General features: G+C 74.6%; 21 protein-coding genes. 9 read left to right on the top strand and 12 right to left on the bottom strand.

Going from position 1 to position 23,428, the window contains the following annotated elements; all coding sequences use genetic code 11:
* Positions 1-126: 126 nt before the first annotated feature.
* Positions 127-837 (bottom strand): metal-dependent transcriptional regulator, encoded by a 711-nt coding sequence (locus tag RDI86_RS09355; RefSeq protein ID WP_043659817.1) that lies wholly within the window; start codon positions 835-837, stop codon positions 127-129.
* A 105-nt stretch (positions 838-942) separates the two neighbouring features.
* On the opposite strand from RDI86_RS09355, the gene zapE reads away from it, so the two are divergent.
* A complete protein-coding gene (gene zapE, locus RDI86_RS09350; protein WP_168946327.1) occupies positions 943-2,172 on the top strand; it encodes a cell division protein ZapE in 1,230 nt (409 codons plus the stop codon).
* 84 nt (positions 2,173-2,256) lie between these two features.
* Positions 2,257-3,612, top strand: coding sequence for an ATP-dependent Clp protease ATP-binding subunit ClpX (gene clpX, locus RDI86_RS09345; RefSeq protein ID WP_085386935.1), 1,356 nt, complete (start codon positions 2,257-2,259; stop codon positions 3,610-3,612).
* Between the two features lie 141 nt (positions 3,613-3,753).
* Here clpX and RDI86_RS09340 read toward each other — a convergent pair whose 3' ends face one another.
* On the bottom strand, positions 3,754-5,043 hold the full coding sequence (locus tag RDI86_RS09340) for an amidohydrolase (protein WP_308821238.1): 1,290 nt from the start codon (positions 5,041-5,043) through the stop codon (positions 3,754-3,756).
* A gap of 44 nt (positions 5,044-5,087) precedes the next feature.
* Positions 5,088-5,510: a VOC family protein gene (locus RDI86_RS09335; RefSeq protein ID WP_251177135.1), complete on the bottom strand. Its 423-nt coding sequence runs from the start codon at positions 5,508-5,510 to the stop codon at positions 5,088-5,090.
* 151 nt (positions 5,511-5,661) lie between these two features.
* Between RDI86_RS09335 and RDI86_RS09330 the strand changes: the two genes are divergently transcribed.
* The 3 genes from RDI86_RS09330 to RDI86_RS09320 are packed head-to-tail and all read left to right on the top strand — an operon-like array spanning position 5,662 to position 8,269.
* Entirely contained in the window at positions 5,662-6,033 is a 372-nt protein-coding gene (locus RDI86_RS09330; protein WP_308821237.1) for a hypothetical protein, read from the top strand.
* Between the two features lie 20 nt (positions 6,034-6,053).
* On the top strand, positions 6,054-6,983 hold the full coding sequence (locus tag RDI86_RS09325; RefSeq protein ID WP_308821236.1) for an NAD(P)-dependent oxidoreductase: 930 nt from the start codon (positions 6,054-6,056) through the stop codon (positions 6,981-6,983).
* On the top strand, positions 6,980-8,269 hold the full coding sequence (locus RDI86_RS09320; RefSeq protein WP_308821235.1) for an enolase C-terminal domain-like protein: 1,290 nt from the start codon (positions 6,980-6,982) through the stop codon (positions 8,267-8,269). Before RDI86_RS09325 ends, RDI86_RS09320 begins: the two co-directional genes overlap by 4 nt.
* Positions 8,270-8,276: 7 nt before the next feature.
* Here the strand turns inward: RDI86_RS09320 and RDI86_RS09315 are convergent, their stop codons facing one another.
* On the bottom strand, positions 8,277-10,127 hold the full coding sequence (locus tag RDI86_RS09315) for a lipase family protein (protein ID WP_308821234.1): 1,851 nt from the start codon (positions 10,125-10,127) through the stop codon (positions 8,277-8,279).
* A 281-nt stretch (positions 10,128-10,408) separates the two neighbouring features.
* Here RDI86_RS09315 and RDI86_RS09310 point away from each other — a divergent pair, with 281 nt between their 5' ends.
* Positions 10,409-12,502, top strand: a complete 2,094-nt coding sequence (locus RDI86_RS09310) for a glycosyl hydrolase family 28-related protein (RefSeq protein WP_308821233.1) — start codon at positions 10,409-10,411, stop codon at positions 12,500-12,502.
* 113 nt (positions 12,503-12,615) lie between these two features.
* On the opposite strand, the gene RDI86_RS09305 is transcribed toward RDI86_RS09310, so the two are convergent.
* The 5 genes from RDI86_RS09305 to RDI86_RS09285 all read right to left on the bottom strand — a co-directional run bounded on the left by RDI86_RS09305 (position 12,616) and on the right by RDI86_RS09285 (position 14,685).
* Complete coding sequence (locus RDI86_RS09305; RefSeq protein ID WP_044144702.1) at positions 12,616-13,044, bottom strand: (deoxy)nucleoside triphosphate pyrophosphohydrolase; 429 nt, start codon at positions 13,042-13,044, stop codon at positions 12,616-12,618.
* Positions 13,045-13,123: 79 nt separating this feature from the next.
* Positions 13,124-13,378 (bottom strand): helix-turn-helix transcriptional regulator, encoded by a 255-nt coding sequence (locus tag RDI86_RS09300; RefSeq protein ID WP_043653127.1) that lies wholly within the window; start codon positions 13,376-13,378, stop codon positions 13,124-13,126.
* A gap of 170 nt (positions 13,379-13,548) precedes the next feature.
* Positions 13,549-13,830, bottom strand: coding sequence for a hypothetical protein (locus tag RDI86_RS09295; RefSeq protein ID WP_021483475.1), 282 nt, complete (start codon positions 13,828-13,830; stop codon positions 13,549-13,551).
* A gap of 109 nt (positions 13,831-13,939) precedes the next feature.
* Complete coding sequence (locus tag RDI86_RS09290; RefSeq protein WP_076404134.1) at positions 13,940-14,293, bottom strand: Hpt domain-containing protein; 354 nt, start codon at positions 14,291-14,293, stop codon at positions 13,940-13,942.
* Positions 14,290-14,685, bottom strand: coding sequence for a response regulator (locus RDI86_RS09285; protein WP_076404135.1), 396 nt, complete (start codon positions 14,683-14,685; stop codon positions 14,290-14,292). Before RDI86_RS09285 ends, RDI86_RS09290 begins: the two co-directional genes overlap by 4 nt.
* 70 nt (positions 14,686-14,755) lie before the next feature.
* Here RDI86_RS09285 and RDI86_RS09280 point away from each other — a divergent pair, with 70 nt between their 5' ends.
* From RDI86_RS09280 to RDI86_RS09270, 3 genes are read left to right on the top strand one after another with little or no spacing between them, the layout of a single operon-like run.
* The gene (locus RDI86_RS09280; RefSeq protein WP_308821232.1) at positions 14,756-17,677 is read left to right on the top strand and encodes a response regulator; all 2,922 of its coding nucleotides are present in this window, start codon (positions 14,756-14,758) and stop codon (positions 17,675-17,677) included.
* Positions 17,674-18,174 carry a pyruvoyl-dependent arginine decarboxylase gene (locus RDI86_RS09275; protein ID WP_043653117.1) on the top strand — a complete coding sequence of 167 codons (501 nt, stop codon included), beginning with the start codon at positions 17,674-17,676 and terminating at the stop codon, positions 18,172-18,174. Before RDI86_RS09280 ends, RDI86_RS09275 begins: the two co-directional genes overlap by 4 nt.
* Entirely contained in the window at positions 18,171-18,740 is a 570-nt protein-coding gene (locus tag RDI86_RS09270) for a hypothetical protein (RefSeq protein ID WP_051027849.1), read from the top strand. Before RDI86_RS09275 ends, RDI86_RS09270 begins: the two co-directional genes overlap by 4 nt.
* Before the next feature lie 51 nt (positions 18,741-18,791).
* On the opposite strand, the gene gcvH is transcribed toward RDI86_RS09270, so the two are convergent.
* The 3 genes from gcvH to gcvP are packed head-to-tail and all read right to left on the bottom strand — an operon-like array spanning position 18,792 to position 23,273.
* Positions 18,792-19,169 carry a glycine cleavage system protein GcvH gene (gene gcvH / locus RDI86_RS09265; RefSeq protein WP_021483687.1) on the bottom strand — a complete coding sequence of 126 codons (378 nt, stop codon included), beginning with the start codon at positions 19,167-19,169 and terminating at the stop codon, positions 18,792-18,794.
* Positions 19,170-19,197: 28 nt separating this feature from the next.
* The gene (gcvT, locus tag RDI86_RS09260) at positions 19,198-20,421 is read right to left on the bottom strand and encodes a glycine cleavage system aminomethyltransferase GcvT (RefSeq protein ID WP_076404138.1); all 1,224 of its coding nucleotides are present in this window, start codon (positions 20,419-20,421) and stop codon (positions 19,198-19,200) included.
* Positions 20,418-23,273 carry an aminomethyl-transferring glycine dehydrogenase gene (gcvP, locus tag RDI86_RS09255; RefSeq protein WP_374990529.1) on the bottom strand — a complete coding sequence of 952 codons (2,856 nt, stop codon included), beginning with the start codon at positions 23,271-23,273 and terminating at the stop codon, positions 20,418-20,420. The genes gcvT and gcvP overlap by 4 nt, the downstream gene beginning before the upstream one ends.
* Positions 23,274-23,428: the final 155 nt, after the last annotated feature.

The following is a 23,428-nucleotide window of genomic DNA, read 5'->3' as shown; positions in this document are numbered from 1 at the left end:
CCCCGCCGCACGACACCCGGTCGGCGAGCACGACCCCGCTCCCCCACCACAACGAGGTTGGTCCCGCTATCCGGTGGATAGCGGGACCAACCTCGTTCTCGGCGGCCGCCCTGGGCCACGACACCGTCAGTCCGCGGTCACGAAGAGGTGGCGCGTGACGTCGTCGGGCAGGTCGAGGACGGTCAGGGCGCCCTCGCCCGAGGCGGTGACGACGCCGTCGCCCACCGTGACCACGAGGGTCCGGTGCGGGAGCACGCCGGCCTCGGCGAACCGCGCGAGCAGCTCGACGTCCACCTGGATCGGCTCGGCGATGCGCTGGAGCACGACGCGCACCTCGGTGCCCGGCACCGCGCCGCGCGCGACGAGGTGCGCGCGCAGGGACACGACGCCCTGCAGGTAGCCGACCTCGGGCAGGTCCTCGCCGAGCTCGCGCAGGCCGGGGATGGGGTTGCCGTACGGGTCGTGCGCCGGGTGGTCGAGGAGCCCGACGAGGCGCCGCTCGACGAGGTCGCTCATCACGTGCTCCCAGCGGCAGGCCTCGGTGTGGACGTGCTCCCAGTCGAGCTTGATGACGTCGGTGAGCAGGCGCTCGGCGAGGCGGTGCTTGCGCATGACGCGCACCGCCGTCTGCTGGCCGAGGGCCGTGAGCTCGAGCTGGCGGTCGCCCCCGACGACGACGAGGCCGTCGCGCTCCATGCGCGCCACGGTCTGCGAGACCGTCGGCCCCGAGTGCCCGAGGCGCTCGGCGATCCGCGCGCGCAGCGGGGGGATCCCCTCCTCCTGCAGCTCGTAGATCGACTTCAGGTACATCTCGGTGGTGTCGATCAGGTCGGTCACTCGGCCTCCCGCGGCAGGTACGACGCACTCTTCTCTGGAACGGTTCCAGTCTAGCGCTTTCGCCGCCGACTCCGACCGGCGGGCCGCCGCGCCTAGGGTGTCCCCGTGACCCGCCCCCGCGCCGACCGCGTCCGCCGCGCGGTCGAGGCGGCCGCCGCCCGCGACGGCATCGTGCTCGACGCCGGCCAGCGCGACCTCCTCGACCGGCTCGCGCGGCTCGGCGACGACGTCGCCCGGGCCCGACGACGTCCCGTCCGCGGGCTGTACGTCTGGGGGCCGGTCGGGCGGGGCAAGTCCTGGCTCGCCACGGCGTTCGTCGACGCCGTCACGCCGGAGCTCCCCGCGGGAGCCGTGCGCCGCACGCACGTCTACGACCTGTTCCGCGACCTCCACGCGGCCATCCACGCGCGCCGGGAGGCCGCCCGCGCGGAGCCACGCGCCGCCGTCGGGCACGGAGGCCCGACGCGCGGGTGGCGCACCCGGGCGCCCCAGGCCCCGGAACCTCCTGCGCCAGAACCCCCGGGACCTGAGCCGTTGTCGCCGGAGGTGCGGCCCGAGGACCGCCCGAGCGCGGTCGACGACGCGATCGACGACCTCCTGCGCGGCACGACGCTGCTCCTCCTCGACGAGCTCCACCTGCACGACACGGGCGACGCGACGCTCCTCACGCGGCTCCTGCGCCGGGCGTTCGCGGCGGGCGTCGTCGTGCTCGCGACGTCGAACTACGAGCCCGGCACGCTGCTGCCGAACCCGCTGTGGCACCACGTCGCCGAGCCGGGGATCGCCCTCCTGCGCGCGCACCTCGACGTCGTCGAGCTCGCCGGGCCCACGGACTACCGGACGCTTGGCGGGCGCGGCCGCGCCGGGTTCGCCGCGGGCGCGTGGCTCCGCCCCGGCACGACGGCCCAGCTCGACGCCCGCGGCCTGCGCCGCCCGGGGGCGGACGAGGCGACGGCGGTCCGCACCGGGTCGCGCACGTTCCCCGTGACGGCGGCGCGCGCGGACGAGCTGTGGGTGACGTTCGACGACCTCGCGGGCCGGGCGACGTCGACCCTGGAGTACCTCGACTGGTCCGTGCGCTTCCGCCGGTGGGTCGTCACCGACGTCCCCCAGCTCACCGCCGTCGACCGCGAGGCCCAGCAGCGGTTCGTCGCGGTCGTCGACGTGCTGGTCGACGCGGACGTCGAGCTCGTCGTCACGTCGCCCCACGCGCTCGGCACCTTCCGCACCGCGCTCCCCGACCGCCCGGACGCGTTCCGCACCGCGAGCCGGCTCCAGCTCCTCACCGAGGACGCGGGCGGCACCGACCCGGCGGACGACGTCCCGCACGCCTGACCCGGCGCGTCCCAGGGCTCGCGTGCGGGGGTGTCGTGGGCGGCGGTTACGATCGGCCGCAACCGACTCGACTGGAGGCACCTGGTGGCACGCTCCGACGGCACCGACGACGGCGGCGCGCGCGGTCAGCGCGGGCCCCGCGCGGCGGACGCGCTCACGTGCTCGTTCTGCGGCAAGTCGCAGCGGCAGGTGAAGCGGCTCATCGCGGGCCCCGCGGGCGTCTTCATCTGCGACGAGTGCGTGGCCCTCTGCCTCGAGATGGTCGAGGAGGACCGCGAGACGGAGTCGGCCGAGCAGGACATCGTCACCGGCAGCGGCCCGCTCCCCACGCCGCACGAGATCTTCGCGCACCTCAGCCGCTACGTCGTCGGGCAGGACGGCGCCAAGCGGGCGCTGGCCGTCGCGGTGCACAACCACTACAAGCGCGTACGCGCCGCCGCTGCCGCCGAGGAGGCGGGCGAGGCCCTCGCGACCGACGACCCGGACTACGTGGAGCTGGCGAAGTCGAACATCTTGTTGATCGGTCCGACGGGGACGGGCAAGACGTATCTGGCGCAGACGTTGGCGCGGATGTTGAACGTGCCTTTCGCGATCGCGGACGCGACGGCGCTCACCGAGGCGGGGTATGTCGGTGAGGACGTGGAGAACATCCTGTTGAAGCTGGTGCAGGCGGCGGACTTCGACGTGAAGAAGGCTGAGACGGGCATCATCTACATCGATGAGATCGACAAGGTGGCGCGGAAGGCGGAGAACCCCTCGATCACGCGGGACGTGTCGGGTGAGGGTGTGCAGCAGGCGTTGCTGAAGATCATCGAGGGCACGTCGGCGTCGGTGCCGCCGCAGGGTGGTCGTAAGCATCCGCACCAGGAGTTCATCCAGGTGGACACCTCGAACGTGCTGTTCATCGTGGCGGGGGCGTTTGCGGGGTTGGACGACATCGTGGCGGCGCGGGCGCGCAAGCGGGGTGTGGGGTTTGGTGCGCCGATCGAGACGGGTGCGGGGGAGGACCTGTTCGCGCAGGTGCGCCCGGAGGATCTGCACCGGTTCGGGTTGATCCCGGAGTTCATCGGGCGGTTGCCGGTGATCGCGTCGGTGGCGGCGTTGGACCGGGAGGCGTTGGTGCGGATCTTGACCCAGCCGCGGAATGCGTTGGTGAAGCAGTATCAGCGGATGTTCGCGATCGACGGGGTGGAGCTGGAGTTCACCGAGGGTGCGGTCGAGGCGGTCGCGGAGCAGGCGTTGTTGCGCGGGACGGGGGCGCGGGGGTTGCGCGCGATCATGGAGGAGGTGTTGCAGCAGGTGATGTTCGACGTGCCGTCGCGTGATGACGTGGAGCGGGTCGTGATCACGCGCGAGGTCGTGCTGGACAACGTCAATCCCACGATCGTGCCGCGCACCACGACCGCGCGCGCCCGCACCCCGCGCGAGAAGTCCGCCTGACCCCACCGACGACGCGCCCCCGGGCCCGCCCGGGTAGAGCCCGGGTCCGCCGAGATAGAGCCCGGGTCAGCTCAGGGAAGCCCGGGTTCATCCCGGTGGAGCCGCGGACCCACGCGCGCACTCCGCGGTCGCGCGGCGACGTCACGCCGTCCGCAGCCAGTCGCGCGCCGCGGCGACGAGGAGCGCGACGCCCAGGTCGAGCGTCGGCTCGGGGACGGGCGCGAAGTACGGGGAGTGGTTCGGGGCGACGCCGTCGGGCAGGTTGCCCATGCCCGTCGCGGTGGACAGGTCGAACCCGGCGAACAGCGCGGGGTCGAACCCGCCGAGGTTCCAGTAGACGAGCGGCACGCCGGCGGCGGTCGCGAGGTCGCCGACGTCCTCGGAGCCGGGCAGCGGCGGGAGCGACACGACGGCTGCCCGCCCGCCCGCGGCCGTGATGCGGTCGTGGTGCTCGTCGAGCGTGCGGGCGAGGACGGCTCGGGTGCGTTCGGTGGCGGCGGGGTCGTTGACCATGAGGTCGAACGTCGAGACCTCCTCGTACTCCGGGGCCCGGGGTGCCCCGGACGCCACGGCCTCGGCGTCGACGATGCGGTGGATCGCGTCGAGCACGCGACGGCGCACCTGCGGCGTGAAGGACCGGACGTTGACGAGCAGCTCTGCCGACCCCGGGATGATGTTGGCCTGCGTCCCGGCGCGCAGGGCCCCGACGGTCACGACCGCGGACTCCCGCGCCCCGACCTCTCGCGACACCACGCCCTGGAGCCGCATGACCGTCGCGGCCGCCATGACGACGGGGTCGACGGTGGACTCGGGGCTCGAGCCGTGACCGCCCTTGCCGTGCAGGGTGACGCGGAACGAGTCGGTCGCGGCCATCGCCGGCCCGGCCGTGAGGTTGACGACGCCCACGGGCAGGGGCATGACGTGCTGCCCCAGGACGACGTCGGGACGTCCGCCGGTCCGGTCGAACAGGCCGTCCGCGACCATCGCCCGCGCTCCCCCGCCGACCTCCTCGGCGGGCTGGAAGACGAGGACGAGCGTGCCCGACCACGTGTCGCGGTGCGCGGCGAGCTCGGCCGCGGCGCCGAGCAGGCACGTCACGTGCACGTCGTGGCCGCACGCGTGCATGGTGCCGGACTCGTGGCCGTCGGGCGTGGTCGCGGTGTCCGTGGAGGCGTAGGGCAGGCCGGTGAGCTCGGTGACGGGGAGCCCGTCCATGTCGGCGCGCAGCAGCACGCGCGGTCCGTCGCCGTTCGCGAGGACGCCCGCGACGCCCGTCCCGCCGATCCCCTCGTGCACGTCGTACCCCCAGCCGCGCAGCCGCTCGGCGACGATCCCGGCGGTCCGGTGCTCGGCGAACGCGAGCTCGGGGTGGCGATGGAGGTCGGTATAGACGTCGGTGAGCTCGGCGGTGGTCAGCGGGGTCGCGGTCATGCACGCATGATCCCGCGCCCGGCGACGGGCGGCGACCGCGCGCGTCAGCCCACGAAGAGGCAGAACGGGTGACCCGACGGGTCGGCATAGACGCGCAGCGGCTCGTCCGGGTCGTCGGACCGGTCGAGCAGCAACCGCGCCCCGAGCGCGAGGGCGCGGTCGTGCTGCCGGTCGAGCTCCGCGACGTCGGGCACGGTGCAGTCGAGGTGCAGCTGCTGGGGCACGCCGTCCTCGGGCCACGTCGAGGGCGGGAGCGTCCCCACCTGCTGGAACGCGAGCTGGACCCCGCCCGGTGCGGCGCGCAGCACGAGCCAGTCCGCGCCGTCGGGGTCGGGCTCGCCCGCGGCAGGCGGCTCGTCGCCCGCGCGGTACTCGAGCCCGAACAGGCCGCGGTAGAACTCCGCGAGCGCGCGGGCGTCGGTCGTGTCGAGCACGACCTGGGCGATCCGGGGGAACGTGTCGGCCACGGTGACCACCTCCGCACGCCACCGTCGCGCGTCGCGCGACCGTTCGCACGGCGGGCCCCGCCGTCGGCACCCCTCGTCCTTGCCGTCGACGGAGAGCGGCACGGCGTCCGGGCTAGGCTCGCCCGCGACGGACGGCGCGAGAGGAGAAGACGTGACGGACCAGGAGGCACGTCTCGCGCGACACGTCGCCGAGGCGGCGGACGCGTGGCTCCGCGACCCGCTCGACGCGGGCGTGTACCGGCGTCTCGTCGACGCGACGCTCGCGTGGCGTTCCGGCGGGGGACGCGTGGTGCAGGGGTCACCAGCACATCCCGCGGCCTCGGCCGAGGCACACCCGGACGCCCCGGTGCCCACCACGGCGGACGACGAGGACGCGCGCTACCTCCGCCCCGAGCGTGCGCCGCGCGCGGTGGGCAGCACGCTCGCGGACGTCGCGAGCATGCTGCGCGCCCGAGCGAGCGCCGCAGCCCCGGAGGGCAAGACTGCGACAGACAGACCGCAAGAATGCGACGATCAGCCCTGACCGGGACGTAGGGTGTGGGGATGACGCGCGTCCTCGTCACCGGTGCCGACGGCGGCATCGGCCGTGCGACCGTGCGCCACCTGCTCGGCCGGGGATACGAGGTCACGGCGCTGTCGACCGCCTTCGAGCACCCGTGCCCCGCGGACCGCACGGTCGTCGGGGACGCCCGCTCCCCCGAGGACGTGAGCCGCGGGCTCGAGGACGCGGACGCCGTCGTGCACCTCGCCGCGATCCCGCACCCGGACCTGGGCACGCCGCTCGAGGTGTACGCGACCAACACGACGGCGACGTGGGCCGTGCTCTCGCTCGCGGGCGAACGGGGCGTGCCGCGCGCGGTGGTCGCGAGCAGCATCAACGCGTTCGGCGTCCCGATGAACCCGCACGACGTGAGACCCGCCTACTTCCCGCTCGACGAGGACGTCCCGGCCGACGTCGCCGACGCGTACTCGCTCTCGAAGCAGGCGGACGAGGCCGCGGCCCGGGCCGCGTGGCGCCGGTGGGGGATCGACGTCGTCGCGCTGCGCTTCCCGCACGTGCGCGACGCCGCCGGGCTGCGCGAGACGGCGGCGGCCGTCGCCCGCGACCCGCGCGTCGTCGCCCGCGAGGGCTGGGCGTACCTGGACCTGCGCGACGCCGCCCGGGCGGTCGAGGCCGGGCTGAGGGCCGACCTCACGGGCGCCCACGTCGTCGGGCTCGCGGCCGACGACACGCTCCTCGACGTCCCGACGCCCGAGCTCCTCGCCCGGTTCGCCCCGGACGTGCCCCTCACGCGCCCGGTCGGGCCGCGCGACGGCCTCGTCGACACGCGGCGCGCCCGCGAGCTGCTCGGCTTCCGGCCGCGGCACTCGGTCCACCGGCCGGACGACGCCTCGCCCGACCGACCGGACGCCCGCCCCGACGCGCGGCCCCGCACCTCGCCCGACGCCCGACCTCCCTCGGAGAGCCCGTGACCGACGCCCCGCTCCGCACCGTCCACCCCGTCGACCCCGCGTTCGCGAACCCGTGGCCCGCGCGGGACGGCACGCGCATCACCGGCGTGCGCGCGATCGTCACGGCGCCGGACGGCATCCCGCTCGTCGTCGTGCGCGTCGACACGAACGTGCCCGGGCTCTACGGGCTCGGGTGCGCGACGTACACGCAGCGCTGGCACGCGGTGGCCGCGTACGTCGAGCAGCACCTCGAGCGGCTCGTCGTGGGGCGCTACCCCGGCGACATCGGCGACCTCGTCCGCCTCGCGCGGCTCGCGCCGTACTGGCGCGAGGGGCCCGTGGGGAACAACGCGATCTCGGGCCTCGACATGGCGCTGTGGGACATCGCCGGCAAACGCGCGGGGATGCCCGTGCACGAGCTGCTGGGTGGCAAGGTGCGCGACGCCGCCGACACGTACCTCCACGCGAGCGGGCGCACCGTCGCGGAGACGATCGACGACGCGGCGCGGATCGTCGACGCCGGCTGGCGCCACGTGCGGATCCAGACCGGCCAGCCGGGCGTCGGCCACTACGGCACCGCCGCGGACCCCGAGCCCGGCTACCCCGCTGCGCCCTACCCCCAGGGCTGGAGCGTCGAGGAGTACCTGCGCCGGACGCCGCGGCTCTTCGCGGCGGCGCGCGAGGCGCTGGGCGATCAGGTCGAGCTGCTGCACGACGTCCACTCGCGCCTCACGCCCAAGCAGGCGGTGATGCTCGCGCGCGCCCTGGAGCCCTACCGCCCCTTCTTCCTCGAGGACGTCCTCGCGCCGGAGCACTGGGACCGCCTGCCCGAGGTGCGCGCCGCCTCGCCCGTGCCGATCGCGGTGGGCGAGCTCGCGACGTCGTTCCCCGACGCCGCGCGGCTCGTCCTCGGTGGCGGCGTCGACCTGATCCGCTGCCACATCAGCGCGATCGGGGGTCTGAGCGCGGGCCGCGCCCTCGCGACGGCGGCCGAGCTGGTCGGGGTGCGCACGGCCTGGCACGCGCCGGGCGACACGTCGCCGGTCGGCGCCGCGGCGAACGTCGCGCTCGACGTCACCTCGACCGCGTTCGGGATCCAGGAGGGCCACGTCTACCCCGACGCCGTCCACGAGGTGTTCCCCGGGACGCTGCGGATCGTCGACGGCTGGCTGCGCCCGCACGACGCGCCCGGCTTCGGCGTCGACCTCGACGAGCGTGCCGCGGCCCGCTACCCGGCCGACCTCGCGGGGCACGACGCGTGGGCCGCGGGCGTCCGCGCGCCCGACGGCGGCCTGGTCGCCCCCTGAGGGCGCGTCATCCGCCGGCGCACGTCGGGGTCGGCGGTTCGCCCGCGAGGCGCGCCTCGGTCCATCGCACGAGGTCCGCCGCGGCGGGCGAGCCCGCCTGCACGAGCCCGACGTGGTCCCGCCCCTGGTAGGTGCGGTAGTCGACCGGCTGCCCGGCCGCGCACCGGGCACCGACGTACGCCTCCTGCGCCGTGGGGAGGATCAACGTGTCCGACGCCCCCTGGGCGACGAGCAACGGAGCGGCGACCGGTCCGGTCGGCACGTTCTCGGCGAGGCGCTCGCCCAGCGGCCCCGTGGTCGGGTCCGTCGTCCACAGGGGCTGGTCCATCGACAGGGCCTCGGCCACCGAGACCAGCGCGCTGGGCTCGGACAGGCAGCGGGACGCCATCTCCCGCACGACGAACCGCGCACCCGGGCGGACGTAGCCCGCCACGTCGCTGTCCGGATAGATCGCGTCGTACGCCTCGACGACGAACGACGCGAAGACGCTCCCGCCCGCGACGCTCTCCAGGTGGGCCACGAGGCCGGTGAGGTCGCTCGCCGGCGCGAGGGCGGCGACCCCGGCGAGGGGGACGTCGGGCGCGTACCCGGGGGCGACGGCCCCGGTCCACAGCGCGGCGTGGCCACCCTGGGAGTGGCCCCAGACGACGGTCTGCTCGCCGAGCGTCGCACCGTCGAGCTCGCGCGCGGCGCGGACGGCGTCGACGACGGACCGCGCCTCGCCCTGCCCGACGAGGTACGGGTGGGGGCCCTCCGTGCCCAGGCCGACGTAGTCGGTGGCGACGAGCGCCCACCCCCGCGCGAGCACGTCGTCGAGCAGGTAGAACGCGCCGGACTCGAACGGCTCGTCGAGGACCGACGGCGCGCACCCCTGCGCGGAGCCCGTCGTGCCGTGGGCCCACGCGATCACGGGCGACGGGCTCGCCGCGGCGTCCGGCACCACGACGAGCCCGCTCGCCACCGCGGGCCGGCCCTCGTCGCGCGTGGTCGTGTAGAGGATGCGCCAGGCCGTCGCCCCGTCAGGGACCTCGCGGGTGAAGGGCTCGGCGCGCAGGAGCCGACCGGGCTCGTCCGGGACGGACGCCGGCGGGTCGTAGAACGCGTCGACCTGCGGCGCCGCGCGGTGCAGCCCGACGCTGACGACGGCGAGCCCGCCCGCCGCGACGACCGCCAGGACCGCCCCGGCGAGCGCCCCCCGGCCGTGCGGTCGGGTCGTCGCCGGGCCGGGCGCCTCGACGAGCCCGGCGTCGAGGTCCGCGGCGCCCTCGCCCCGTCCCGGAGCGCGGGTGCGGTGCACCCCGGCGACGACCAGCCGGACACCGAGGACCACGAGCCGCACCCCGAAGACCACTGCGACGACGAGCACCGTGACGTCCGGCCACGCGAGGGCGACCAGGCCGAGCACGACCGAGGCCGCGCCGAGGCCGACGCGGCTCCAGCGGTCGATCCCCGCGGAGCGCACGCCCCCGAGCACGTCGAGCAGTCCGGCCACGACGAGACTCGCACCGACGAGGAGCGCGACGACGACGATCGACGGCGCGGGCCACAGAACGACGGCGACCGCGAGCGCCAGGAACAGGCCTCCTCGCGCGAACCGCAGCCCGCGCGGACGTGCGGGCCCTCCGCTGCCCGGCGCGGTGGTGCGCTCGTCGACCGCGCCATCGGCGAGCTCGGCGACGCCCAGGACGAGGGCCCCGGCCACGACCGCGACGACGAGCAGAGCGAGCGACGCGAACGGCCGCAGGACGACGGCCGCCCCGAGCAGGACGCAGACCGCTCCCACGGTGATGACGGCCCACGGGGGCACCCGGTCCCTCGCGGTGACCGTGGCTCGCGTCCTGGCGACGAGGCGGCTCACGCGGCGACCGTACCGGGCGGGCCCCCGGAGCGCGCGTCGGCCGGGGGGCTCGTCCTCGGCAACCCCCGGACGCGGCCGTCTCGACGGAGGCGAGCCGTCCGTGCAAGAAAACGACGCGGACGCGCAATATCGCTACAGACCCTTGCCACTGCGGCGACTGCATCCTAGTGTTCAGCACGAACGGCGCTGCCCGGAGGTGCGACCGCGCAGCGGGCCGGAGGGTCAGCACGCCCCCGGCGAGCACGGAGGCCGCACGCCTCCCGAGAGAAGACGGGTCGACGATGATTCGCAGCACGAACCACCCCACCGCGCGCCGACGCAGCGCCCGCACCGTGACCGTGACGGCGCTCGCCCTCACGCTCCTCGCGGGCGGCGCGCCGTCGGCCCTGGCCCACGGAACGCCCCGACCACCCGCGCCCGCCGTGGTGACACGGGCCGCCGTCGACCCGGCGCTCGTCGAGGGACGCGGCGCCGCCGTCCCGTTCCTCGAGCAGGAGGCGGAGAACGCCGTGACGACCGGGACCGTGATCGGGCCCGGCCGTGACGCCTACACGATCGAGGCCGAGGCGTCGGGCCGCTCCGCCGTCCGGCTCACGGCGGGTCAGAACGTGGAGTTCACGCTCCCCGCGGACGCGAACGCGATCACGGTCAGGTACTCGGTCCCCGACTCCCCCACGGGCGGCGGCCTCACGTCGCCGCTCGACGTGTCGGTCCTGCGTCAGGGCAAGAAGGTGGGGCTCGACCGGCGCATGACCCTCACGTCGGCGTACTCCTACCTGTACAACCAGTACCCGTTCACCAACGACCCGACGGCGGACGTCCTCCAGCCCGGCTGGTGGGTCGCGGAGTGCGCGTGCGTCCCCGCGGAGACGACGCCGACCCCGACGTTCGAGAAGCCGTTCCGCCCCATGAAGTTCTACGACGAGCAGCGGCTGCTGCTCGGCCAGACGTACAAGAAGGGCGACGTCGTCCGCCTCGCGGTCCCGGCGCGCGGAGCCGCCGAGTGGACCGTGATCGACCTCCTCGACTCCGAGAAGGTCGCGCCGCCGAAGGTGCGCCTGCTCGCCGCGAACGCGCTGCTCTTCGGGGCCGACCCCACCGGTCGGCGCGACTCCGCCGACGCGCTCGACAAGGCGATCGCGTTCGCGAGGAAGCACCGGCTCGAGGTGTACGTCCCGCCGGGCGTCTACCAGGTGAACCGGCACGTCGTCGTCGACGACGTGACCATCCAGGGCGCCGGGAGCTGGTACACGATCTTCCGGGGCAGAGAGGTCGCGCTGGACGCTCCCGCCCCCGACGGGTCCGTGCACACCGGCGTCGGGTTCTACGGGAAGCACGCCGACGACGGCGGCAGCCGGAACGTCCACCTGCGCGACTTCGCGATCCTCGGGGACGTCCGCGAACGCATCGACACCGACCAGGTCAACGGGGTCGGCGGCGCGCTGAGCAGCTCGTCGATCTCAGGCTTGCACATCCAGCACACCAAGGTCGGGCTGTGGTTCGACGGGCCGATGGACGACCTGCGCGTGGAGAACACCGTGATCGTCGACCAGATCGCCGACGCGCTGAACTTCCATGGCGGCGTGACGAGCTCGGTCGTGCGGAACGTCTTCGTCCGGAACACCGGCGACGACGGCCTCGCGATGTGGTCGGAGAAGGTCGCCAACGCCGGCAACGTGTTCGAGAACAACACGATCCAGTCGAACACCCTGGCCAACGGCATCGCGGTCTACGGCGGCACGGACAACACGGTGCGCGCGAACCTCGTCGCGGACCCTGTCCGCGAGGGCAGCGGGCTCCACGTCGGGTCGCGGTTCGGCGCCGAGCCGTTCGAGGGCAGCCTCGACCTCACCGACAACACCGCCGTGCGTGCGGGCACGCTCGAGCTCAACTGGAACATCGGGCTCGGCGCGATCTGGTTCTACGCGCTCGACGGCGACATCGACGCCGACGTCCGGGTCACCGGCGACCACTACCTCGACAGCACGTACAACGCGATCATGCTGGTCTCCGACTGGGGCGTGAAGGACAAGGTGAAGATCGAGGGCGTCGCGTTCCAGGACGTGCGGGTCGACGGCACGGGCACGTCCGTGGTCAGCGCACGGGTGCGCGGCGGGGCGTCGTTCGAGAACGTCGACGCCCGCAACGTCGGCTGGGCCGGCGTGAACAACTGCGGCGCGTTCACCTTCCCGGACGGCGGCACCGAGTTCACGCTCACCGACCTCGGGGGGAACGACGGTACGTCGCTCAGCCCGTGGGAGCCCGGGACGGTGAACTGGCTCGGCCGGTTCGCCCCCAACGCGCCGAGCTGCACCGACCGGCCGCCGGTCGTCGCTCCCCCGGCCCCGTCGCCCTGGGTCCAGCCGGTCGGCTGACCCCGCTGCACGCGCGGATCGGTCGCGGTCGGATCGTGCCGGCCGCGACCGGTCCGTGCGCTCACGTGGTCCGTGCGCTCACGGGTGGGACGACGGCGCGACGGTCCGCGACGTCAGACGGCCTCGGGCGCCACCTGGCGCGCGAGCTCCTCGACGATGCGTACGTCGGCGTCGAGCCACGGCACGTCGAGCCAGCTCCCGGCGTCGAGCCAGGTCAGCTCGTCGTGCTCGACGAGCGGCTGGGGCTCTCCCGCGGTGACCCGCGCGAACCACAGGCGCATCACGTGGCGGTCGGTGATGATCCAGGTCCCGTGGTCGGGGCCCACGATCTCGTCGCCGAGCTCCACGGCCACGCCGAGCTCCTCGCGGAGCTCGCGGTGCAGCGCCTCCGTCGGGGTCTCACCGGGGTCGACCTTGCCCCCGGGGAACTCCCAGCGGCCTGCGAGGTGCGACGGACGGGACCGGCGCGCGCTGAGCAGGAGCCGCGGGGCGACGAGATCGTCGACGATCGCCGCGGCCACCACCAGTCTGCGCAGAGTCATACGCGGAGTGTCGCACGGCGTCGTGACGTGCGGGTGACGCGACCGTGACCGCGGCCTGCGAGGGCGGCGGAGCCGTTCGTCAGCGCAGGCCGGCCGCCCGGGCCCAGGCCACGGCCTCGGCACGGGTCGAGACGCCGAGCTTGCGGTAGAGGCTGCGGACCTGCGACTTGACCGTGTTGCGCGTGACGAAGAGCTTCGTGGCGATCTGCTCGAGCGTGACGTCCTCAGACAGGTTCGACAGGACGACCCGCTCCCGGCGGGTCAGCGGAGCGATCGGGGTGGCGATCCGCTCCGACGGGGCCGCCACGGGGCGGACCAGCTCGATGGTGCTCATGTTCTCCTCCAGATGCTCTCCGGTCACGTCATCCCCACGTGGCGAGTTCCGGTTGGTGCTACTTGAAGGGATGGGACGGGAGTCGTTTCATGACGCGACTTCTCGCGACGAGTTTCAGGACGTTCGTCCAGACCCGGACGAACGTGCCGCCAGAGCGGCGTCGGTGCAGGTCAGACGAGGTGCTGGTACGAGAGCAGCAGCAGCGCGACGGCCGTGTAGTCCTCGACGGAACCCGTCGAACGGGTCACGACGCTCACGCTCATCTGCTCGACCGTCGGGAGCATTCCCTGGGCGAGGTCCTCCTGCAGCGTGCGCTCGACGGTGTCGCTCAGCGCTGCCATGGCGGCGTCGATGCTCGCCTGCGGGCCCGACGTGAGATAGGTCGGCGTCGGGACGCGGGGCCCGTGGCTCGCGCGGGTCGGGCTGTCGGGCGACGTCACGGTGTCGATCATGGGAGTACCCCCCTGCCAGTCCGGGGGACCGTCCCCTCGGCACCCACCACCCTGGTGCGCGGTCCTCGGGGGAATCCCACGTCCGCCGCAGGAGAACCTCAAGATTTGCTCAAGACTCGGGGTTCGTGCCCTCCCGGGCGCCGTCGGTCAGGGCGCGCAGGCGCTCGAGACGTGCCGGCACCGCGGCGAGGTCGCCCCCACGGAGCGCCGCCTCCAGCTCGCGCGCGGCCGCGGTCGTGTCGTCGTCGCCGAACGTCCCGGCGGACCCGGCGACGGCGTGGCACAGCGCCGCCGCCTCGAGGACGGCCTCGGCCGAGGGCTCCTCCGCGTCGTCCGCCCCGTGCCCCAGGAGGCGGGCCGCCTCCTCGACGCGCGCCGCGTTCCGGACGCGCGCCCGCTGCCGCAGCACGACGAGCGCGGCGTCGAGCCGGTCCTCCGCACGACCGTCGGGCCCGGCCGTCACGGCTTCCACCCGAGGAGCGCGCCGAGCCGGGCCGCGAGGTCGAGAGCGTCGAACGGCTTGGTGATGACGCCGGCCGCGCCCAGGCCGTCGAGGCGCGAGATCTCCCCCGCGCCGACCTTGGCGGTGAGGAACACGACCGGTACGTCGCGCAGCGCGGGGCGGGTCCGCAGGCGCGCGAGCACGGTGGGCCCGTCCACGACGGGCATCATCACGTCGAGCACGATCGCGTCGGGCCGCACCCGCTCGGCGAGCGCCGCGCCCTCGTCGCCGTCGGCGGCGACGTGCACCTCGTAGCCGCCCACCACGTCGAGCGCGAGCTCGACGACCTCGCGGATCGACGGGTCGTCGTCGATGACGACCACGCGCCGCCTGGTCTGCCCTTCCGCGTCCATCGTCCCGACGCTAGCCGAGAAGCTCGTGCCCGGCAGCGCGCGCCCACGAGCAGTCCCCTACGCTCGACGCATGGTGGGGCAGCGGGGACCGACGGAGCGGACGCACGACCCCTTCGTCCTCTGGTGCTGGGTGGTCGGCATCCTCCTCGTGCTCCTCGCCGCGGTCCTCGCGAGCCCCCTCGACGCCGAGACGCGACGCACGATCTCGCAGGCCTCGATCGTGAGCGCCGGGGCGATCGCCGCGGCGAGCTGCGGGTGGCGCGCGGCACGCTCGACGGGCCGACGGCGTCGGGCATGGAGCCTGCTCGCGCTCGGCGGGGTCGTCGGCCTCGTGGGCAACGTCTACGCGGGCCTGGTCGACAACCCCTCGACGGGCGACTACGCCTACATCGCCGCGCTGCTCCTCGGCATCGTCGGGCTCGCGTTCTTCCCCACCGTGCGCCCGCGCGGCAAGGAGATCGGGCGGATGCTGCTCGACAGCGTCGTCGTCGGCGGCTCGGTGCTGTACATCGCGCTCTACGCGGTGACGCTCCGCTCGGCCGAGGCCCCGCCGACCGGCACGGCGGCCGTCACGGCGTACACGCTCCCGGTGGTGGACGCGCTGCTCGCGACCTTCGCCGTCCTCGTGATGACCCGCTCGACCGCCTCCGAGCGGGTGCCCCTCGTGCTCGTGGGCAGCGGGTTCGTGCTCTACGCCGTGGCCGACGTCGCGTTCGCCCTGCTCTCCGCCGACGGCACGTTCACGTTCGGCAGCCCGATCGACGTCGGCTGGGTCGGCGGGTATCTCATGATCGCGCTCGCCGCGCGGCACCGGGCGGCGAGCGGCAGCCCCGTGGCCGACGAGCGGGCGCAGGGGTCCGCGATCCTCGGCACGACCGTGACGTTCTGCCTGTTCCTCGCGGCCGCTCTCGTGCGGGTGGTGCAGTCCTCCTCGACGGGGTTCTCGTGGGCCCCGAACGCGCTCTGGGTCGTCGTCCTGCTCGCCGTCGTCGCGCGGCAGATCCTCGTCGTCGCCGACAACGAGTCGCTGCTGCACGGCCTCGAACGGCGAGTCGAGGAGCGCACGTCCCAGCTCCGCGCGCTCGCCGGGGAGCGCGCGCGGACGCTCGAGTCCGTGGCGGACGGCATCTACGGCGTCGACCCCGACGGCCGCGTCACCTTCGTCAACGCGGCGGCGTCCCGCACGCTCGGCGCGAGCCCCGACTCGCTCATCGGCCGGGACGCGCACGCGCTCTTCCACGCGCCCGACGCGGACGGCAACCCCTACCCCGCGGAGTCCTGCTACATCCGGGAGGCCGTGCGCGACGGCATCACCGCGGTCGCCGAGCAGGACGTCTACCTCCGCGAGGACGGCTCCGAGGTGGCCGTCGAGGTCACGGCGAGCCCGCTCAAGGACGACGGCCGCACGCTGGGCGCGGTCGTCGTGTTCCGCGACATCACGGACCGGCGGGAGGTCGAGCGGCTCAAGGACGAGTTCGTGTCCGTCGTGAGCCACGAGCTGCGCACGCCGCTCACCGCCATCCGCGGCGCGCTCGGCCTGCTCGACAGCGGGGCCCTCGGCACGCTCCCCGAGCGCTCGGCGCGCATGGTGCACGTCGCGCGGTCCAGCAGCGACCGCCTCAACCGGATCGTGGACGACATCCTCGACATCGAGCGCATGGACTCGGGCACGACGCCGCTCGAGCGGGCCGACCACCGCGTGGCCGACCTCGTCGCGACGGCCGCGGAGCCGGTCGGGCTGCTCGCGCGCGACGCCGGCGTCGAGATCGTGCAGGAGGACACCGACGAGGTCGTCGCCGTCGACGGGGACCGCGTCGTGCAGATGCTGACCAACCTGCTGAGCAACGCCGTGAAGTTCTCCCCGCCGGGCGGGACGGTCCGCGTGTCCGCGCGCTCCGCCGGGGAGATGGTCGAGCTCCGCGTCGAGGACGAGGGGCGCGGCATCCCCCCGGACAAGCTCGAGGCGGTGTTCCGGCGCTTCGAGCAGGTCGACGCGTCGGACTCCCGCGAGCGGGGCGGCAGCGGGCTCGGGCTCGCGATCTCGCAGAGCATCGTGGAGCGCCACGGGGGCCGCATCTGGGCCGAGAGCCGCGGCGAGGGCACGGGCGCGACCTTCCGCGCGACCCTCCCCCGGCCCGAGCCGGTCCTCGGCGCGGCCGACGACGTGCCCGCGACCGCGACCGGTGACCAGCGCCCGCGGGTCGTCGTGGTCGACGACGACGCGTACGTCGTCGACGTGCTGCGCGCGGTCCTGGAGTCGCGCGGGTACGACGTCGTCGGGGTGACCGACGGCACGCTCGCCTTCGCGGCCATCGAGGCCGCCCGGCCCGCCGCCGTCGTGCTCGACCTCGCGATGCCGGGGCGCGACGGGCAGGACGTGCTCGACCGGGTGCGCCGGAGCGCCGCGACGGCGAACGTGCCCGTCGTCATCGTCTCGGGCTCGCAGCCCTCGAAGGCCCAGGCGACGGCGTCGCTCGCCGACCGCTGGCTCGTCAAGCCGGTCGCGCCCGCGGAGCTCGAGCGCACCGTCAAGGAGGCCGTGAGCCTGCGCCCGCACCACGAGCACGTGCTCGTCGTCGAGGACGACCCGGAGGTCGGCGAGGTGGTCCGGGCCGTCCTGCAGGGCGCGGGTCTCGTCGTCACGCTGGCGCGCAGCGTCCACGAGGCGCTGGAGGTGCTCGCGGGCGGCGACGACCCGGCGCTCGTCGTGCTCGACCTCACGCTGCCCGACGGCGCGGGCCGCGAGGTCGTCGACGCGCTCCGCCAGGACGGCCGCCTGAGCCGGGTCCCGCTCGTCATCTACAGCGGGGCGCGCCTCGACGCGCACCAGCGTGCGGACCTCCGGCTGGGAGATACCGTCTACCTGCGCAAGGGGAGCACCGCCCCCGAGAAGCTGCTGGAACCCGTGCTCGACCTCCTGGACACGGCCGCGGGCCGCTGGGGCACGGCGCACGACGACGGGGCGAGAGCCTCGAGGACGGAGAACACATGACCGCGGGACCCATCATCTACGTGAGCCACGGGACGGGCACGGGGAGGACCGAGCTGTCCGCGTTCGACGCGGCGCTCACGGACGCCGGCGTCGGCGACTTCAACCTCGTCCGGCTGAGCTCCGTCGTGCCGCCCGGGTCCCGCGTGGTCGAGGTGGACCGCCTCGAGGAGGGGTACGGCGGGCACGGCGACCTCCTCTACTGCGTGTACGCCGAGGCGCACGCCGTGATGCCCGGCCACGAGGCGTGGGCCGGCGTGGCGTGGTCGCTGCGTGACGACGACAGCGGTGCCGGTCTGTTCGTGGAGCACGAGGCGCCGTCGCACGAGCAGCTCGAGCTGGACCTCACGCTCAGCCTGGAGGACCTGGCCGCGACGCGCGGCAACCGGTTCCACCCGGCCGGCCGCCGGGTCGCCGGGGTGCGCTGCGAGTCGCTGCCCGTGTGCTCCGTCGTCGTCGCCGCGTACCGCCGCGAGGGCTGGGACGGGGAGACCCGGTGACGGCGCCGACGCGCGCCGGCGCGGGGCGCGCCGCGGTGACGTTCGAGCAGACCGTGGGCGGCGAGCTCGCCGACCGGTTCTGGGAGCTCTACCTCGAGGCGTTCGAGCCGCTGCGCACGCGCGCGGCGGCCCGGCACGTGCTGCACCGGGAGGAGTTCGACGAGGAGATGAGCGACCCGCGGGTCCTCAAGCTCCTCGCGCACGACGACGACGGCGCGGCCGTCGGGCTGACGACGCTCGCGACAGACCTCGCGGCGGTCCCGTGGGTGAGCCCGGAGTTCTTCGCGGCGCGCTACCCCGAGCACGCTGCGCGCGGCGCCGTCTGGTACATCGGCTTCACGCTCGCCCACCCGGGCCGTCGGGCGAGCCGGACGTTCATGGACATGATCGACGCGCTCGTCGCGCACCTCGCGGAGAACCGCGTGGTGTGCGCCTACGACGTGTCGCGGTTCAACGACGACTCGCTGCGGTTCGCGGACAACCTGCGCCGCCACCTCGAGCGGACGCAGGACGTCGAGGTCGAGACCGTCGACCAGCAGACGTACTACGCGACGACGTTCCGCTGACCGGCGCGCCGACCCTGTGCCGGGGCGGTCCGCACCGCCCCGGCACGGCCGTCAGCTGCCGACGTGCGCCGCGTACTGGTCGGCGGTGAGCAGGTCGCCCGTGTCGACGACGTCGACCTTGAACAGCCAGCCGTCGGTGTACGGGTCCGAGTTCACGACGGCCGGGTCGTCGACCGCCGCCTGGTTCACCTCGACGATCGTGCCCGTCACGGGCGAGAAGAGCTCCGACACGGACTTGGTCGACTCGACCTCGCCGATGACGCTCCCGGCGGTCACCTCGGCGCCCACCTCGGGCAGCTCCAGGTAGACGATGTCGCCGAGGGCCTCGGCGGCCGTCGCGGTGATCCCGACGACGGCGGGCGTCGAGCCGTCGATCCACTCGTGCTCGGCCGTGTACTGCAGGTGCGCCGGGAACTGGGCCTCGGTCATGGGGTTCTCCTTCGGGACGACGGGGCGGTCAGGACTGCTGGGGACGACGGTAGAACGGGAGCGGCACGACGACCACGGGCTCGGCCCGGCCGCGCACGTCGACGGCGAGCTCGGTGCCCTCCGCCGACAGCTCGGGCGTGACGTACGCGAGGGCGATCGGGTGGCCGAGCGTCGGGGACGGCGCGCCGGACGTCACCGTGCCCACGCGGCGCGCGGACTCCCCCACCGCTCCCCCGGCGTCGACGCCGTCGCCCGGCAGCACGACGGCGTAGCCCGCCCGCGCGGGCCGCCGCCCCAGGCCCCGGAGCCCGACGAGCACGCGCGCGGGCGGCGACTCCCGGCGCGCGGCGAGCGCGGCGCGGCCGACGAACTCGAGCGGCGCGCCGTCGGCGTCGACCTTGTCGAGCTTCACGACGCGCCCGAGCCCGGCCTCGTACGGCGTGGTCGTGGTGTCGAGCTCGTGCCCGTACAGCGGCATCCCGGCCTCCAGGCGCAGCGAGTCGCGCGCGGACAGGCCCGCCGGGACCAGGCCGAGCGGCGCCCCCGCGGCGAGCACGGTGCGCCACAGGTCGGCGGCGCGGTCCGCAGGCACGAACAGCTCGAACCCGTCCTCCCCCGTGTACCCGGTGCGGGCCACGAGCGCGTCGACCGGGCCGTCGTCGGTCCGCAGCACGAGCGGCGCGGCCGCGTAGTACCGGAGGCCGCGCACGGTCTCGGCGGCGACCGGGTCGGCCGGGTCCGTGAGGCCCGCGACGATCTCCTCCGCACGCGGCCCCTGGACCGCGACGAGCGCCGTGCCCGCGCCCTGGTCGGTGACCGTCGCGTCGAAGCCCGCGGCGCGCTCCACGAGCTCGCGCGCGACGAGGTCCGCGTTCCCCGCGTTCGCGACCACGAGGAACCGCTCGTCCGCGAGGCGGTAGACGACGAGGTCGTCGAGGACCGCGCCGTCCTCCTGGCAGATCATCGTGTAGCGCGCCCGGCCCGGCGCGACCGCGGAGAGGTTCCCGACGAGCGCGTGGTCCAGCGCGGCCGCGGCCTGCGGTCCCGCGACCTCGATCTCGCCCATGTGGGAGAGGTCGAACAGGCCGGCCGCCTCGCGGACGGCGCGGTGCTCCGCGAGGTCGGACGTGTACCGCAGCGGCATGAGCCACCCGCCGAAGCTCGTGAGGTTCGCGCCGAGCGCGACGTGCTCGTCGTGCAGCGGGCTGCGGCGCTCCGCGCTCTCGGTCGTCCCGGTCTGCTGCTCGGTCATGCGAGGTCTCCCGTCACGTAGGACTCCAGGGGCGGGCACGAGCACACGAGGTTGCGGTCGCCCCGCGCACCGTCGATGCGGCGCACCGGCGGCCAGTACTTCCCGGCGCGCAGGCTCGCGACCGGGTAGGCCGCGAGCTCGCGCGAGTAGGGCTTGGCCCAGTCCTCCGCCACGAGCGCCGCCGCGGTGTGCGGCGCGCCGCGCAGCGGCGACTCCTCGACCGCCCAGCGGCCCGACGCGACCGCGTCGATCTCGCCGCGGATGGCGACGAGCGCGTCGACGAACCGGTCGAGCTCCGCGAGGTCCTCGCTCTCCGTCGGCTCCACCATGAGCGTGCCTGCCACGGGGAACGAGAGCGTCGGCGCGTGGAACCCGTAGTCCATGAGCCGCTTCGCCACGTCCTCCGCCGTCACACCCGTCTCCGCGGTGATCGGGCGCAGGTCGAGGATGCACTCGTGCGCGACGAGGCCGTTCGGGCCCGTGTACAGCACCGGGTAGTGGTCGGCGAGCCGGCTCGCGACGTAGTTCGCGGTGAGCACCGCGGTCTTCGTCGCCTCCGTCAGCCCGTCCGGGCCCATGAGGGCGACGTACGCGTACGAGATCGGCAGGATCCCGGCCGAGCCGTACCGCGTCGCCGAGACGGGCGTCGCGGCGGACGCGCCCGGCGCCAGCGGGTCGCCCGGGAGGAACGGCACGAGGTGCTCGCCGACCGCGACCGGTCCGACCCCGGGCCCTCCCCCGCCGTGCGGGATGCAGAACGTCTTGTGCAGGTTCAGGTGCGAGACGTCGCCGCCGAACTCCCCCGGGCGCGCGAGCCCGACGAGCGCGTTGAGGTTCGCCCCGTCGATGTACACCTGGCCACCTGCCTCGTGTACGAGGTCGCAGACCTCACGGACGTGCTCCTCGAAGACCCCGTGCGTCGACGGGTAGGTGATCATGATCGCCGCGACCCGCGGCCCGTGGTCGGCCAGCTTGGCGCGCAGGTCGGCGAGGTCCACCTCGCCGCTCTCGGCGGTCCGCACGACCTCGACCCTCAGGCCCGCCAGCGCCGCCGACGCCGCGTTCGTGCCGTGCGCCGAGGCGGGGATCAGGCACACGTCACGCTCCACGTCCCCGCGAGACACGTGGTACTCGCGGATCGCCAGCAGGCCCGCGAACTCGCCCTGCGAGCCCGCGTTGGGCTGCACCGAGACGCCCGCGTAGCCCGTGATCTCCGCCAGCGCCGACTCCAGGCCGCCGATGAGCTCCTCGTAGCCGCGCGCCTGGTCGGCGGGGACGAACGGGTGCAGGTCCGCGAACCCCGGCCAGGAGATCGCCTCCATCTCCGCCGTCGCGTTGAGCTTCATCGTGCACGAGCCCAGCGGGATCATCGTGCGGTCCAGGGCGAGGTCCTTGTCCGCGAGACGGCGCAGGTAGCGCAGCATCGACGTCTCGGAGCGGTGCAGGCGGAAGATCGGGTGCTGGAGGTACGGCGTCGTGCGGGTCGCCCAGGCCGGGAGGTCGTGGCCGGATGCTGCGGCCGCAGCGCCGTCCTCGCTCCGCCCGGTCGCGGGATCGATCCCGAACGCCCGCACGACCGTGGCGAGGATCGCGGGCGTGGTGGTCTCGTCGCAGGCGATCTGTACATGGTCTGCATCGGGGTTGTACAGGTTGACGCCGGCCGTCGCGGCGGCCTCGACGACGTCGGCGGCGCGGCCCGGGACCACGGCGCGGACGGTGTCGAAGAAGGTGGCGTGCTCGACCATGACGCCGCCCGCGCGCAGGTGCTCGGCGAGGGTCGTGGCGTGGGCGTGGGTGCGCTCGGCGATCGCGCGGAGGCCGTCGGGGCCGTGGTAGACCGCGTACATCGAGGCGACGATCGCGAGGAGCGCCTGCGCCGTGCAGATGTTGCTCGTCGCCTTCTCGCGCCGGATGTGCTGCTCGCGCGTCTGGAGGGCGAGGCGGTAGGCGGTGTCGCCGTCGGCGTCGATCGAGACGCCCACGAGACGGCCGGGCAGGGACCGCTCGAGGCCCTTGCGGACCGCCATGAACGCGGCGTGCGGGCCGCCGTAGAACAGCGGGACGCCGAACCGCTGGGCGGAGCCCACCGCCACGTCGGCGCCGAGCTCGCCGGGGGAGACCAGCAGCGTCAGGGCGAGCAGATCGCTCGCCACTGTGACGAGCGCACCCGCGTCCTTGGCCTCCGCGACCACGGGCCGCCAGTCCACGACGCGACCCGACGCGCCCGACTGCTGGACGACGACGCCCACGAGGTGCGCGTCGTCGTCCACCACGGTGGGGAACGCGCCCGCCGCGCGGGCGGCGGCGAGCCCCGCCTGCAGGCCGCCTGACAGGTCCGCGACGACCACGGGCAGGCCGACGGCCTGCGCACGACCGAGCGTCACCGCGAGCGTCTGCGGGAAGAGGTCGGCGTCGAGCACCACGTAGCCGCTCTTCGCACGCGACGCGCGCCACATGAGGGCGACGGCCTCTGCGACCGCGGTCGCCTCGTCGAGCAGCGACGCGTTCGCGACGTCGAGGCCGGTGAGGTCCTCGACGACCTGCTGGAAGTTCAGCAGCGCCTCCAGGCGGCCCTGCGAGATCTCGGGCTGGTACGGCGTGTACGCCGTGTACCAGGCGGGGGACTCGAGGACGTTGCGACGGATCACCGGGGGAGTGACGGTGCCGTAGTAGCCGAGCCCGATCATCTGCGTCTTGACGACGTTCTTCGCGGCGAGCGCGCGCAGGTGGTCGAGCACCTCCGTCTCGGTGCGCGCCGCCGGCAGGTCGAGCGGGCGCTCGGTGCGGATCGTCGCGGGCACCGCGGCGTCGACCAGCGCGTCGAGCGAGGAGTAGCCGAGCTGGTCGAGCATGACCTGCACCTCGCGGCCGCGCGGGCCGAGGTGGCGCGGCGCGAACGCGCCGGAGGCGGCGTCGGGCGGCGAGGTGCGGTCGAGGGACGGCTGGGTCACGGGGACCTCCGGGGGAGGGGACGACGGCGGGTCCCTCCCCGCTCTGTCATCGGACG

Source organism: Cellulosimicrobium sp. XJ-DQ-B-000 (genome assembly GCF_031119065.1).
Taxonomy (GTDB): domain Bacteria; phylum Actinomycetota; class Actinomycetes; order Actinomycetales; family Cellulomonadaceae; genus Cellulosimicrobium; species Cellulosimicrobium funkei.
This window is presented reverse-complemented; position numbering and strand designations above follow the sequence as displayed.